The 13,831-nt window shown below is 64.2% G+C and carries 11 protein-coding genes; 6 read left to right on the top strand and 5 right to left on the bottom strand.

The window, feature by feature from the left end:
• Positions 1–13 precede the first annotated feature (13 nt).
• Positions 14–1,021, bottom strand: coding sequence for a GTP 3',8-cyclase MoaA (gene moaA, locus U0S50_RS08080; RefSeq protein ID WP_322308252.1), 1,008 nt, complete (start codon positions 1,019–1,021; stop codon positions 14–16).
• A 59-nt stretch (positions 1,022–1,080) separates the two neighbouring features.
• Between moaA and U0S50_RS08075 the strand changes: the two genes are divergently transcribed.
• A complete protein-coding gene (locus U0S50_RS08075; protein WP_322308251.1) occupies positions 1,081–2,277 on the top strand; it encodes a GGDEF domain-containing phosphodiesterase in 1,197 nt (398 codons plus the stop codon).
• Between the two features lie 41 nt (positions 2,278–2,318).
• Here U0S50_RS08075 and mfd read toward each other — a convergent pair whose 3' ends face one another.
• Both mfd and U0S50_RS08065 read right to left on the bottom strand, forming a co-directional pair.
• Positions 2,319–5,813 (bottom strand): transcription-repair coupling factor, encoded by a 3,495-nt coding sequence (gene mfd, locus U0S50_RS08070; RefSeq protein ID WP_322308250.1) that lies wholly within the window; start codon positions 5,811–5,813, stop codon positions 2,319–2,321.
• Positions 5,810–6,070, bottom strand: coding sequence for a succinate dehydrogenase assembly factor 2 (locus U0S50_RS08065; RefSeq protein ID WP_322308249.1), 261 nt, complete (start codon positions 6,068–6,070; stop codon positions 5,810–5,812). Before U0S50_RS08065 ends, mfd begins: the two co-directional genes overlap by 4 nt.
• Positions 6,071–6,442: 372 nt before the next feature.
• Between U0S50_RS08065 and recG the strand changes: the two genes are divergently transcribed.
• Positions 6,443–8,509 (top strand): ATP-dependent DNA helicase RecG, encoded by a 2,067-nt coding sequence (recG, locus tag U0S50_RS08060; protein ID WP_322308248.1) that lies wholly within the window; start codon positions 6,443–6,445, stop codon positions 8,507–8,509.
• Positions 8,510–8,584: 75 nt separating this feature from the next.
• Here the strand turns inward: recG and U0S50_RS08055 are convergent, their stop codons facing one another.
• Together U0S50_RS08055 and tyrS are read right to left on the bottom strand one after the other, a co-directional pair.
• Positions 8,585–8,926: a PilZ domain-containing protein gene (locus U0S50_RS08055; RefSeq protein WP_322308247.1), complete on the bottom strand. Its 342-nt coding sequence runs from the start codon at positions 8,924–8,926 to the stop codon at positions 8,585–8,587.
• Between the two features lie 77 nt (positions 8,927–9,003).
• On the bottom strand, positions 9,004–10,230 hold the full coding sequence (gene tyrS / locus U0S50_RS08050; protein ID WP_322308246.1) for a tyrosine--tRNA ligase: 1,227 nt from the start codon (positions 10,228–10,230) through the stop codon (positions 9,004–9,006).
• Between the two features lie 55 nt (positions 10,231–10,285).
• Between tyrS and U0S50_RS08045 the strand changes: the two genes are divergently transcribed.
• From U0S50_RS08045 to U0S50_RS08030, 4 genes are all read left to right on the top strand, one after another.
• Positions 10,286–10,834: a DOMON-like domain-containing protein gene (locus U0S50_RS08045; protein WP_322308245.1), complete on the top strand. Its 549-nt coding sequence runs from the start codon at positions 10,286–10,288 to the stop codon at positions 10,832–10,834.
• A 2-nt stretch (positions 10,835–10,836) separates the two neighbouring features.
• Positions 10,837–12,036, top strand: coding sequence for a DUF1343 domain-containing protein (locus U0S50_RS08040; protein ID WP_322308280.1), 1,200 nt, complete (start codon positions 10,837–10,839; stop codon positions 12,034–12,036).
• 18 nt (positions 12,037–12,054) lie between these two features.
• A complete protein-coding gene (locus tag U0S50_RS08035) occupies positions 12,055–13,296 on the top strand; it encodes a M24 family metallopeptidase (RefSeq protein ID WP_416194973.1) in 1,242 nt (413 codons plus the stop codon).
• A gap of 102 nt (positions 13,297–13,398) precedes the next feature.
• Positions 13,399–13,830, top strand: coding sequence for a nuclear transport factor 2 family protein (locus tag U0S50_RS08030; protein ID WP_322308243.1), 432 nt, complete (start codon positions 13,399–13,401; stop codon positions 13,828–13,830).
• Position 13,831 lies beyond the last annotated feature (1 nt).

The following is a 13,831-nucleotide window of genomic DNA, read 5'->3' as shown; positions in this document are numbered from 1 at the left end:
AGAGGCCGGGTTTCTACCCGCCTGTTGCACTCATATGACGCGCGACCGCCGGCTGCGACTTTCGTTCGATACGAAAATCGTGCGCGCGGGGTTTGCCAGCCAAAGCGCGGTCGATCAACCCGTTGACATCGCCTCTTTCGCGAAGCGCGATGCGCAGGTCGACATGATCGTCCTGGCCCAGGCACATATAGATGCGTCCCTCGACCGTCAGGCGGATACGGTTGCAGCTTGCACAGAAATTGTCGCTGAGCGGCGTGATGAGGCCGAGTGTCACCGGGCTGTCCTCGATCGCGAAATAGCGCGCCGGGCCACCGGTCCGGCGATCGATCGGGTAAAGTGCGCGCTGGGTGCGCAACGGTGCGACAAATTGGTGGAGCGGCATATAATGGTCGCTGCGATCTTCGGCTATCTCGCCCAGCGGCATGGTTTCGATAAGCGTAAGGTCGCAGCCGTTCGCGGCGCACCAGTCGAGCATCGGCAGCAACTGGTCTTCGTTGAGCCGGGCGAGGGCGACCATGTTGATTTTTACCGCCAACCCGGCGCGCCGTGCGGCCGCGATTCCATCGAGTGCGGTTTCCAGTGTACCGACGCGGGTGATGTGCCGGAATGCGGCGGGGTCGAGTGTGTCGAGGCTGACGTTGATGCGGCGCACACCCGATGCCGCCAGCATTTCGGCATGTTCGGACAGCCGCATGGCATTTGTCGTCAGCGTCAGTTCGTCGAGGCCGCGACCGATCAGTGCGCCAATCCGGGTCGCCAGCGTATCAATTCCTCGCCTCACCAGCGGTTCACCCCCGGTCAGGCGGATGCGCCGAACGCCGCGTGCGACGAATCGCTCGGCCAGATCGGCCATTTCCTCGATGCTCAATACTGCCGACTTGGGCAGGAATTGCATGTCCTCGGCCATGCAATAACGGCAGCGCAGGTCGCAGCGATCGGTGACCGACAGGCGCAGATAATCGATCCGGCGACCATGGCCGTCGGTCAGTGCTGCGGGGATCGGAGGCGAAAGTGCGACCACCTGTCAATTCTGATGCAAAAGGGAAGTGTTTGGCAAGCAATCGCTGCTATGGCGCGCGAATGAATCTGCCTGCCGACATGTTTGACGAAGCCGTTCGCCACCTTGAAGCCTTGCACCTGCAGCATGAAGCCGACGCCGGCGTCCTGCTGGTTCAGGTCGACCAACTCGCCCGTATCAACAACAGCGCGGGTACCGCGACCGGCGATGCCGTGCTCGAAGAGGTTGGCCGGCGGCTGGAAAATTTCGTCGGCGATGAATTCGGCCGGGGCGCGCATGTCGACCGTTTGGAAGGCCCGCGCTTTCTGATCGTGCCGGCCACCGCCGTGTCGCTCGGCGCCCTGCGAGCACAGGAACGGGCGCTGCATGTGGCCTTGGCCGAACCGATGGTCGGCGATCCCAACGGGCGCCTCGTGATTCGTATCGCCTCGGCGCTGATCACCCGCGAGGAGCCGATTTCTGTGCAGCTTGGAGCAGCGTGCGACCAGCTCGCGCGCCCGGCCTCTGCGCGCGACGGCGCAATGGTTCACGCGGCCTTGTCGCGTGGAGAGGTGGTGATCCATTATCAGCCGCAATATGACGTGGCGACCGGCGAGATGGTGGGGGTCGAGGCTTTGCTGCGTTGGCAGCATCCCGAACTCGGTCTGCTTGGGGCGGGCCCGCTCGTGACGGCGGCGCGTGCGGCGCGGTTGGAATGCGAGCTTACCGAACATGCGCACCGCGTTGCGCTGGCGGAAATCGCTCAGTGGCCACGGGCGCTGGGCAAGCTGCGTGTGTCGTTGAACATCACCGCGGCCGATCTTGGCGATCCCGATTTCGCCGACCGCTTTGCCGCGATGACCAAGGGCGCGCGGGTCGATCCGGACCGGTTGACGCTCGAACTCACCGAACAGGCGATGCTCAGCGATCCAGCGAGCGCGGCGGCGCAGTTGGCACAGATTCGCGCGCTGGGCTCGGCGATCGCGATCGACGACTTCGGCACCGGCTATTCCAGCCTGTCGCTGCTCGCGCGGTTGCCGATCGATTATCTCAAGATCGACAGCGGTTTCACCCGAACCCTCGACGGCAGCGACCGTGATCGCATTGTGGTGCGTGCGATCGTCGATCTGGCGCGCGCGCTCGGTCTGCTTGTCGTTGCCGAGGGGATCGAGAATGAGGCGCAGCTCGTTCGCCTGCGCGATCTTGGCGTTGCGGCCTGGCAGGGTTTTCTGAAATCGGGTCCGGTACCGGGGGACCAGCTTCTGGCGCTGATGGAGTGATCGCGGCCGAAAGCGGCAAAGCGCGAACCCCAGGGGCCGCCTCAGTTCGCCTGCCGCGCGAGCTTGCCAAGCCCCTTTGACAGTTGCAGCGCGCCGTTCAGCCGCGCGCCCGCGCTTGCCCACTCGCCGCTGACCGACAGTCTGTTGTCGGGGCGGATCCGGGCCCGGCCCTTCAGTCGCTCGACATAGGCGATCAGGCCGGGGACGTTGGCGAACTGGTCGCCGTGGAAGCTGACGAGTGCGCCCTTGGTGCCGACGTCGAGCTTGGCGATTCCCGCCGTCTTGGCGTTGGCCTTGATCTCCATCAACTGGATGAGGTTCGCCGTTTCGGGCGGCAGTGGGCCAAACCGATCGATCATCTCGGCGGCAAAGGCGTCGAGTCCGGCGCGCCCTTCGGCTTCGTTGATCCGGCGATAGAGCGCCATGCGAAGCGGCAGGTCGGGGACATAATCCTCCGGAATCAGGATCGGCGCGTCGACCGTGATGACGGGCGACAGCGCCTCGCGCGGCGGCGCAACGCCCGCCCCTTCGGCCTTGGCGACCAGGATCGCTTCTTCCAGCATCGACTGATACAGTTCGAAACCGACCTCGCGGATATGACCTGATTGTTCGTCGCCAACGAGGTTCCCGGCACCGCGAATGTCGAGGTCATGGCTCGCGAGCTGAAATCCTGCGCCGAGCGTGTCGAGGTCGCCGAGCAGCTTCAGCCGCTTTTCGGCCGTGTCGGTGATCGCGCCGTTCTCAGGCGTCGTCAGATAAGCATAGGCGCGCGTTTTCGACCGCCCGACGCGGCCACGAAGCTGATAAAGCTGGGCAAGGCCAAAACGGTCAGCGCGGTGGATGATCAGCGTGTTGGCGCTGGGAATGTCGAGCCCGCTTTCGACGATGGTGGTCGATACCAGCACATCATATTTGCGATCGTAAAAGGCCCCCATCCGCTCTTCGACCTCGCCTGGCGCCATCTGGCCGTGCGCCACGACATATTTGATCTCGGGAACGCGGGTGCGCAGAAACTCTTCGATGTCGGGCAGGTCCTTGATGCGCGGGGTGACGAAAAAGCTCTGGCCGCCGCGGTCATGCTCGCGCAGCAACGCTTCGCGGATCACGACCGGGTCCCATGGCGCGACATAGGTGCGCACTGCCAGCCGGTCGACCGGCGGGGTCTGGATGACGCTGAGCTCGCGCAGCCCCGACATCGCCATTTGCAGCGTGCGGGGGATCGGCGTCGCGGTCAGCGTCAGCACGTGCACGTCGGTCTTGAGCTGTTTCAGCCGTTCCTTGTGGACTACCCCGAAGCGCTGTTCCTCGTCGACGATGACCAGTCCAAGATTCTTGAATTCGACGGCTTTTGCGATGACCGCGTGGGTGCCGACCACCACGTCGATCTGACCATTGGCAAGGCCGTCGCGCGTTTTCTGGGCTTCGCCCGCCGGGACCAGTCGCGACAGGCGGCCGATGTTGATCGGAAAGCCTTTGAAGCGTTCGGCGAAATTGGTGAAATGCTGACGCGCGAGCAGGGTGGTGGGAACGACCACCGCGACCTGAACCCCTGCCATCGCCGCGACGAAGGCGGCGCGCAGCGCCACCTCGGTCTTGCCGAAACCGACGTCGCCGCAGACGAGCCGGTCCATCGGGCGCCCCGACGCCATATCGGCAAGCACATCGCCGATCGCGCGGTCCTGATCGTCGGTTTCCTGATAGGGAAAGCGGTCGACAAAGGCCGGATAGGCGGCGTCGGCGGCCAAGAGTTCGCCGGCGCGCAGCGCACGCGCCGCCGCGGTCGCGAGCAGTTCGCCGGCGATCTCGCGGATGCGTTCCTTCATCCGCGCCTTGCGCCGTTGCCACGCCTCGCCGCCCAGCTTGTCGAGTGCGACACCCTCGCTCTCGCCCCCATAGCGCGACAGGACGTCGAGATTTTCGACCGGCACATACAGCTTGTCGCCGCCAGCGTAGGTCAGCGCGACGCAATCATGCGGGCTGTTGCCGACCGGTATAGAGGTCAGCCCTTCGTAGCGGCCGATGCCATGGTCGAGATGGACGACCAGATCGCCGACGCTGAGCGTCGCCAGTTCGGCCAGAAAGGCGTCGGCGCTCTTGCGGCGCTTTTGCCGCCGGACCAGACGCTCGCCCAAAATATCCTGTTCGGTAAGCAGGCTGACCGCTTCGGTCGCAAAACCATGATCGAGCGGCAGCACGACCATCGCGGTCGCCCCGCCAGCTTCGGGCGAAGCGGTGCCCAGCGCTTCCTGCCACCCCTCGACCGGCGCCAGTGATGTGACGCCATGCTCACGCAGCAGCCCCGACAGGCGGTCGCGCGCGCCGGGCGAATAGCTGGCGATGATCGTCCGCCGTCCCTTGCGCCGTTCGTCCGACAGATGATCGGCGACCATGTTGTAAACATTGAGGTCGGCGGTACGTTCGGGGGTGAAATCGCGCGCGGCAAAGCTTTCGAGGTCGATCACCGCTGGCGTGGTGGGGACATCGAACGGGGTAATGATATGCACCGGCCGCGCCTCTGCCGCCGCCTTCCATTCGCTCGCCGTCAGATAGAGCGCCTCGGGCGCCAGCGGGCGGTAACTGCCTGCCTGTTCCTGTTCGGCGGCGACGCGGTTGGCATGATAGTCGCCGATCGCCTCGAAGCGTGTATCGGCGGTCGCATCGGTGCGGTGGCCGCGCAATACGGGGGTCGCGGGATCGATATGGTCGAACAGGGTTGCCAGTCGTTCTTCGAACAGCGGCAGCCAATGGTCCATCCCTGCCTGTCGCCGCCCTTCGCTCACCGCCTGATACAGCGGATCGCCGGTCGCCGCGGCGCCGAACAGTTCGCGATATCCGGTACGGAAGCGCTTGATCGTCGCCTCGTCGAGCAGCGTTTCGGCGGCGGGAAGCAGTTGCAGCGCCTTGGCCGGGCCCAGGCTGCGCTGGTCCGCAGGGTCGAAGCGGCGGATGCTTTCGATCTCGTCGCCAAAGAAATCGACGCGCAGCCCGCTCTCCTCGCCCGCCGGGAACAGGTCGAGAATGCCGCCGCGCACCGCAAATTCGCCCTGGTCGGCGACGGTGTCGACCCGGTTGAAGCCGTTCGCGACGAGCAACTCGGCGAGCGCGTCGCGGTCGATCCGCTGTCCTGCTGCCAATGTCGTCGCAAGCTGGCGGACGCGAAAGGGCGTCAGCGTGCGCTGGGTGATCGCGGCGACGGTGGTGAGGATCAACTCGCCACGCTTCGCCGGGGCCTGAAGTGCCGACAACGCCGCCAGCCGGTCTGCGCTGACCCGCATCGACGGACCGGCGCGATCATAGGCCAGGCAATCCCAGGCTGGAAAACGGTGGATGATCAGGTCGGCGGCAAAGAAGGGGGCGGCGTCGGCGATCGCCTGCATCGCGGCGTCGTCGGTCGCGATATAGAGGAGGCGCTTGTCGCTGGCCCGCGCGAGGTCGGCGAGAAGCAGCGGCAGGAAACCGTCGGCGGCGCGGGCCAGCGTCAGGGGCGCCGACGCCTGCCCGATGGCGGCGAAAATGTCGGCGGCGGTGCGGGTCATGGCAGCGGAATATAGTCCAGTCGGCGCATTGCGGCTATCATGTCGGGCCGGTCGAGATGCACGGGCGGTGCACCGGTGCCGAGTGCCCAACTCATGATGTCGACATCATCTTCCTCGCACACCGCCTCGAACCAGGCGATCTCGGCCTCATTCCATTGGGCCGCATAACGGTCGAAAAAGCCGCCGATCATATAATCGGCCTCGCGCGTGCCGCGATGCCAGGCACGAAATTTCAGGCGTTTCAGACGGTCTTGCATGGCGGGCCTTTGCAATCGGGAACATATATTGTCTCGACTTCGCTCGATGCGAACGGAGATGGAGAGGGCAAGGTGCAGGGTTGGGGACTAAGCACGCCCTAACGATGCAAGCTGCAATACTCAATCCGCTGCATCATCGGTGCGTCAAGGATATGCCTGCTCCGAAAGGAAGCGCGCTCGGCCATGCGGTTTTTTTGCTGTCTTACGCTGTCGCGGCGGGATAGCCTTTGGCGATGACGCAGACTATCCGCTCGCCTCGATCATTGCGACGCACACGCCCCGCCTGTCTGGCCGGCGGCGGCAAAAGGAAGGGGAGGAGCGTGACCTTTGGATTGAAATTGCGCGGGGAATTGCGGGGCTGATCGAGACGATATGCGACCAGAAATTCTCAATCCGCTCTTCGCCGCGCTCACCGACCTCAAGGGGGTGGGGCCGCAGCTTGCAAAGCCACTGACCCGGCTCGGGCTCGATCGCGTCCTCGATGTCCTCTTTCACCTGCCGACCGGGCTCATTTCGCGCGTGCCGGTCGACAGGCTCGATCAGGCGCAGGCCGGACAGACGATCATCGTCGATGTCACTGCGCAGGATTACCGTCCCGGCCGTTCTCCGCGTGCGCCCTTTGGGGTCGAGGCGTTCGACAGCGCGGGCGATCATGTCCGGCTCGTCTATTTCGGGCGGACGTCGGGGCTGGCGCGCAAGCTGTTTCCGCTGGGGGAGGCGCGGCGGGTGTCCGGGCGCCTCGATCTTTATGGCGACATGCGCCAGATCGTCCATCCCGATCATGTGGCCGAACCCAGGGATGCAGGCGCGATCGCGGTTCACGAACCCGTCTATCCGCTGACCGAAGGCCTCACCAACGCGCGGCTGTCGCAGCTTGCGACGATCGCGCTTGAGCGGCGACCCGATCTTGCCGAATGGATCGACGCGCCGCTGCTCGCTAGCCGGGGGTGGCCCGCGTGGCGTGACGCCTTGGAACGTGCGCATGCCAGCCCGCGCGACGAGGCGGCGCGCGACCGGCTCGCCTATGACGAAATTTTCGCGAGCCAGGTTGCGTTGATGCTGATCCGCGAGGGACTGAAGGCGCGCAAGGGGCGCGCGATCCGCGGTGACGGGCGTCTCGTCGATGCGCTCAAACTGCCCTTTGGTCTCACCGGCGCGCAGGAACGGGTGGGGCGCGAGATCGCGGGCGACATGGCGCAGGACACACCGATGCTGCGCATGCTGCAGGGTGATGTCGGGTCGGGCAAGACGCTGGTGGCGCTGCGCGCGATGCTGGCGGCGGTCGAGGCGGGGACGCAGGCCGCGCTGCTTGCCCCGACCGAAATCTTGGCGCGCCAGCATTTTGCGACGTTGCAATCGATGCTCGGCGGCTTGCCGGTCAATCTTGCGATCCTTACCGGACGCGACAAGGGGCGGGCGCGGGAATCGACGCTGATGGGGCTTGCCGATGGCAGTATCGACATATTGGTCGGTACCCACGCGATCTTTCAGGAAGCGGTCGGGTACCGCGACCTCGCGCTGGTCGTCGTCGATGAACAGCATCGCTTCGGTGTCGCTCAGCGGCTGATGCTCACCGACAAGGGCGCGCGGCCGCCTCACCTGCTCGTGATGACCGCGACCCCGATTCCGCGCACCCTGCTGCTTGCCAATCATGGCGAAATGGATGTGTCGCGGCTCGACGAAATGCCGCCGGGCCGCACCCCAGTCGATACCCGCGTTGTGTCGGTCGATCGGCTTGACGAGGTAATCGACGGGCTTTCCCGGCACCTTGCTGGCGGCGCGCAGGCCTATTGGGTCTGTCCACTTGTTGCCGAAAGCGAGACGAGCGAGCTTGCGGCGGCCGAGGATCGTGCCGCGCTGCTACGCGAACGCTTTGGCACCGATGCGGTCGGGCTGGTCCATGGCCGGATGAAGGGGGTGGACAAGGATGCGGTGATGGCCCGCTTTGAAGCGGGCGAGATCGGCGTCCTTGTCGCGACGACGGTGATCGAGGTCGGGGTCAATGTCCCCGCCGCCAGCTTGATGATCGTCGAACATGCCGAAAATTTCGGCCTCGCCCAGCTCCACCAGCTACGCGGACGGGTCGGGCGCGGCACCGCCAAATCGGTATGCCTCCTGCTGCGTTCGCAAAATCTGTCGGAAACGGCGCGCGAGCGGCTGGCGCTGATGCGCGACACGAACGATGGGTTTCTGATCGCGGAAAAGGACCTCGAACTGCGCGGCGGCGGCGAGCTATTGGGGCTGAAGCAGTCGGGCGATGCCGACTATCGCCTCGCGACTCCCGAACAGCTTGTTCGCCTGCTTCCTGTGGCGCATGATGATGCGCGGCTGTTTATCGAACGCGACGGCGGGATTTCGGGAGCGCGCGGAGAGGCGGTTCGCCTGTGCCTCTATCTCTTCGAACGCGACGCCGCGGTGCCGTTGCTGCGGAGCGGATGATGCAGGTTACGCCAACCGGTCACGCGCTGTCGCAGCACGAGGCGCAATTACGCCAGGGCCGAGTGCTGGTCGTTCCTAATTGACGTCGCCGCGTGCGCCCATCGCGCGCAGCATCGGCAGATAGTCCTCGACATCGATCGATTTGTCGAACTGCACGCCGGTCTTGCCGCCCAGCGACCAGACCACTTTCGCGGCCGTACGACCGATGATCGGCATCCGGAATACGACGAGATCGCCCGGCTCCAGCCCGCGCTCGAACCGCATCAGCAGACCGTCGGCGCTGATGTTGACGCAGGTGCACATTTCCTGCCGACCATCGGGCATAACAAATGGCAGGCGGCAATAGACGTCGCTGCGCGGCGCTATTCGCTGGTCGAGCCCATTATAATGGGCCTTGCTGGTATCAATCTTGCGCATACGTCCCGGACCTTTTGTGGTTTGGCCGGGGAGGTTCTACGCCAGTGTTGAAGAAAGCGTAAACGCTGTTTTGCGGATCAGCGCGTCACCAGCCCATGTTTCTTCGATCCCAGCGATAGCGTTGCTGGCTCGTCGGCGGGCAGGATCAACTGCTGCGGGTCGCGCACGACCGTACCGTTCAGTTTCACCGCGCCCTCATCGAGCTTGCGGCGCGCTTCTTTGTTTGAGGCCGCAAAGCCAAGCTCGCGCAGCGCATTCAATATGCCGATGCCTTCCGCCGGTGCCGAAACCTGCGGAAGGTCGCCGCCGATCTGCCCCTTTTCAAAGGTTTGCGCGGCGGTGTCGGCCGCGACCCGTGCGGCGTCTTCGCCGCGGCACATCGCGGTTGCCGCGTCGGCGAGCATCTTCTTTGCCGCATTGATCTCGGCGCCTTCGAGCGCCTCGAGCCGCGCGATCTCGTCCATCGGCAGGTCGGTGAACAGCCGCAGAAACTTGCCGACGTCGCGGTCGTCGCAGTTCCGCCAATATTGCCAATAGTCAAAATGGGACAGTTGCGCGGGATTTAGCCAGACGGCCCCAGCGGCGGTTTTGCCCATTTTGGTGCCGGCGGCGGTGGTCAGCAACGGAGTCGTCAGCCCGAACAGTTCGGCGCCGTCCATGCGGCGGCCCAGTTCCATGCCGTTGACGATATTGCCCCACTGGTCGGATCCGCCCATCTGCAACCGCACGCCCATCTCGCGTGACAAGTGGCGGAAATCATAGCCCTGCAGGATCATGTAATTGAATTCGAGGAAGGTCATCGGCTGTTCGCGCTCGAGCCGCAACTTGACCGAATCAAAGGTCAGCATGCGGTTGATCGTGAAATGGGTGCCAACTTCCTGTAGCAGTTCGATATAGCCGAGCTGGCCCAGCCAGTCGTGATTGTCGACCATCACCGCGTCGGTGGGGCCGTCGCCAAAGGTCAGAAATTGCTGGAAAATGCTGAAGATCGACGCGATATTCGCCTTGATCGTCTCGTCCGACAGCATCTTGCGGCTTTCGTCGCGTCCCGTGGGATCGCCGATCCGCGTCGTTCCGCCACCCATCAGCACGATGGGTTTGTGCCCCGCTTGTTGCAGGCGGCGCAGCATCATGATCTGCACGAGGCTGCCGACATGCAGGCTGGGCGCGGTGGCGTCGAAACCGATATAGCCAGGTACGATCTGCTTCGCCGCGAGGGCATCGAGCCCTTCCGCGTCGGTCATCTGGTGGATATAGCCTCGCTCGTCGAGCAGGCGCAGCAGGTCGGATTTGTAACTGGTCATAATAGCCTCTTTGAAAGCGGGGGGCGCTTAGCATGGGGTTTGTGATTTGGGTAGCATGCGTGCGGAATTGATCTGTCATCCCGATACGCCGGCCGTCGCGGTGCGGTCGGTCGCGGTCGATGTCGAACTGTCCTTCGAGGACGGTTTCGCCCTTCGCTTCATGGTCGAAGGCGACATCGATGCGTTGCTCCTGCCACAGGGGGAGGGCGAGTTGGTCATCGCCGATGCGGCCACCGATGGCCTGTGGCAAAGCAGCTGTTTCGAAGCCTTTCTGACCGATGCGGGCGAGCCCGACTATACCGAATTCAACTATGCGCCCGATGGCCGCTGGGCCTGCTATCAATTCGACGATTATCGCGCACTCCTGCACCCCGACGAACTCGCGCCCTGGGTCATGGCGGCCGAGAAGGGAGCGGATCATTATGCGCTGCGGGTTGAACCCGGTATCTTCCCGGAAGAAGACAGCAAGTTGGCGCTATCGGCGGTGATCGAGGAGCGCGATGGGACGAAAAGCTATTGGGCCCTTCATCATCCGCCGGGGAAGCCCGATTTCCATCATCCCGATTGCTTTAGGCTCGCGCTTGGGGCACCCCCCGCGCCATGACAGTGAAATTCGGCATCGACCGCCTGCTCGCCGACCCCGATTTGCGCAAACAGCTGGAAGGGCGCCGCGTCGCGCTGCTCGGGCATCCCGCCTCGATCACCGCCAACCTTGCGCACAGCCTTGACGCGCTCGTCGGTGCGGGGGTTAAGGTAACGGCGGTATTTGGCCCACAACATGGGGTGCGCGGCGACCTTCAGGACAATATGATGGAGTCGCCCGATTTTACCGATCCGGTGCATCGGGTCCCATGTTTTAGCCTATATGGCGATGTGCGCCGCCCGACCGGGCAATCGATGCACACCTTCGATGTCATGCTGGTCGATCTTCAGGATCTGGGCTGCCGCATCTACACCTATGTCACCACCTTGCTGTACGTGCTCGAAGCGGCGGCGCAGCACGGGAAATCGGTGTGGGTGCTCGACCGCCCAAATCCCGCCGGTCGCCCGGTCGAAGGCACGCGGCTGCTCAATGGTTGGGAAAGTTTCGTCGGCGCCGGGCCGATGGTCATGCGTCACGGTCTGACGATGGGCGAAATGGGGCATTGGTTCATCCGCCACTTCAACCTTGATGTCGACTATCGGGTGATCGCGATGGAGGGGTGGCAGCCCGACGGGCCGGGTTTCGGCTGGCCGACAGAGCGGGTCTGGGTCAACCCCAGCCCCAATGCGCCCAACGTCAACATGGCGCGCGCCTATGCCGGAACGGTGATGGTCGAGGGAGCGAGTTTGAGCGAAGGGCGCGGCACGACCCGCCCGCTTGAACTCTTTGGCGCGCCGGACATCGATGCACGGGCAGTTGTCGCCGAGATGTATCGCCTGGCACCTCAATGGCTCCAGGGATGCAAGCTTCGCGACATCTGGTTCGAGCCCACTTTTCACAAACATGCGGGCACGCTCAACAACGGGGTCCATATCCACGCAGAGGGCCCGTGGTATGATCATCGCGCCTTTCGCCCCTGGCGTGTCCAGGCCCTGGGGTTCAAGGCAATCCGCACGCTCTATCCGGACTACCCGCTGTGGCGCGGGTTGGATTTCAAATATGAATATACCGACGAAGTGCTTGCGATCGATGTGATCAACGGCGGCCCGGGCCTGCGTGAATGGGTCGATGACGCCGGGGCGGGCGCGGCTGATCTCGATGCGTCGGCGCGCCCCGACGAGCATGCATGGCAGGACGAGATTGCGGATCTTCTCCTCTATTGAACGAAGGGATGGCGGATGATGCGGCGGCGGCATTTTTTCGGAGCGGCGGGCGCCGCGAGTTTCGCGACCATTTTGCCCGCCTGGGCGGCGGAAGAGAGCGCGGACCTTCCCAATCTTGCGGCCGGGGCCGTACCCATCGGTAGAGAAGAGCGCGCGGCCCGGATCGCCAAGGCAGCGGACTTGATGCGCAGCCACGACATCGCTGCGCTGTTGATCGAGCCAGGTTCCAGCCTTGTGTATTTCACGGGGATCGAATGGTGGCGGAGCGAGCGGCTGACCGCCGCGGTGCTGACGCGCGAAGGCGAGATCGCGATCGTCACGCCCTTTTTCGAAGAACCATCGGTGCGCGAAAGCCTGGGCGTTACGGCGGACGTGCTGACCTGGGATGAAGATGAAAATCCGCTCGCCGCTGTGGCGGCCTGGCTGGCCAGGCGCGGCTTCGCGGCCGGGAGGATCGCGGTCGAGGAAACGGTGCGCTATTTCGCGGTCGACGGGCTCAAGAAGGCTTTGCCCGACGCCCGGATTGTCAATGGCGCGCCGGTCGTGCGCGGCTGCCGGATGCACAAGTCGGCGGCCGAAATAGCGCTCATGCAGGTCGCCGCGGACATCAGCATGGCGGCCTATCGACACACGGCGCCGCGTATCAAGGCCGGGATGACGCCTGCCGACATCGGCGGAATCATGAAGGCGGCGACCATTGCGCTCGGGGGACGCAGCGAGTTCGAACTCATCCTGCTCGGCGAGGCGAGCGCCTATCCGCACGGATCGGGCAAGCCGCAGGCGGTGAAGGAGGGCGAGGTGGTGCTGATGGACTGCGGCGCGACCGTCCACGGCTATCAATCCGACATTTCGCGCAGCTTCGTTTACGGCAAGGCGAGCCCGCGCCAGCGGCAGGTCTGGGACCAGATGCGCAAGGGGCAGGACGTCGCCTTTGCCGCGGCAAAGCTCGGCACCCCCGCGGGCAAGGTCGATGACGCGGTGCGCGCCTATTATGAAAGCCTTGGCTGGGGCCCCGGATACAAGCTGCCGGGTACGTCGCATCGTACGGGACACGGCATCGGGCTCGACGGGCACGAGCCGGTCAATCTTGTGCGCGGCGAAACGACGCCGCTGGCACCGGGCATGTGCTTCTCGAACGAGCCCGGAATCTATATTCCCGGCGAGTTCGGCATCCGCCTCGAGGATTGTTTTTACATGACCGAAGACGGTCCGCGCTGGTTCAGCGAGCCCGCGTCGTCGATCGACAAGCCGTTCGGGTAATAGCCCGGCCGATGGCCCAGGCATTTTTGAACGCAACAAACGGGACGGCGGTATGCTGTCACGGCGCTAGTCATCGGCCTCCCATTTTTTCCGGAGATTGCCATGCTCGCCACTGCCGAAAATGACCTGAAGGCGAAAAGCCTGCTCGACAGGATGTTCGAGGCCGAGTTTCGATATATGCGCGGGGAGGTCGGCATCGCCAGTCTGGCGGAGGTATTTCATCCGGACGTGGTGGTCCACGAACCCGCATCCCTGCCCTACGCGGGGGACTGGTGCGGGCTTGACGGCGTCGCGGCGCTGATCCGCACGATGGGCGACATCTGGGCGGATATGAGCCTTGGCGACATGACCGCGACATACGCGGGGGATACGCTGTTTATGACGGCGCCGATCACCCTCGTCGCGAGGGCGAATGACAAGATGGTGATTCAGCCTTTTGCCGAGGTTCTGCGCTTCGAAGATGGGCTGGTCATCGAGGGCACGCCTTTTTATTCCGACACCCATGCGATCGTTATGGCGCTGCAAAGCGGATAAA

The organism is Sphingopyxis sp. (genome assembly GCF_034380315.1).
Lineage (GTDB): Bacteria > Pseudomonadota > Alphaproteobacteria > Sphingomonadales > Sphingomonadaceae > Sphingopyxis.
This window is presented reverse-complemented; position numbering and strand designations above follow the sequence as displayed.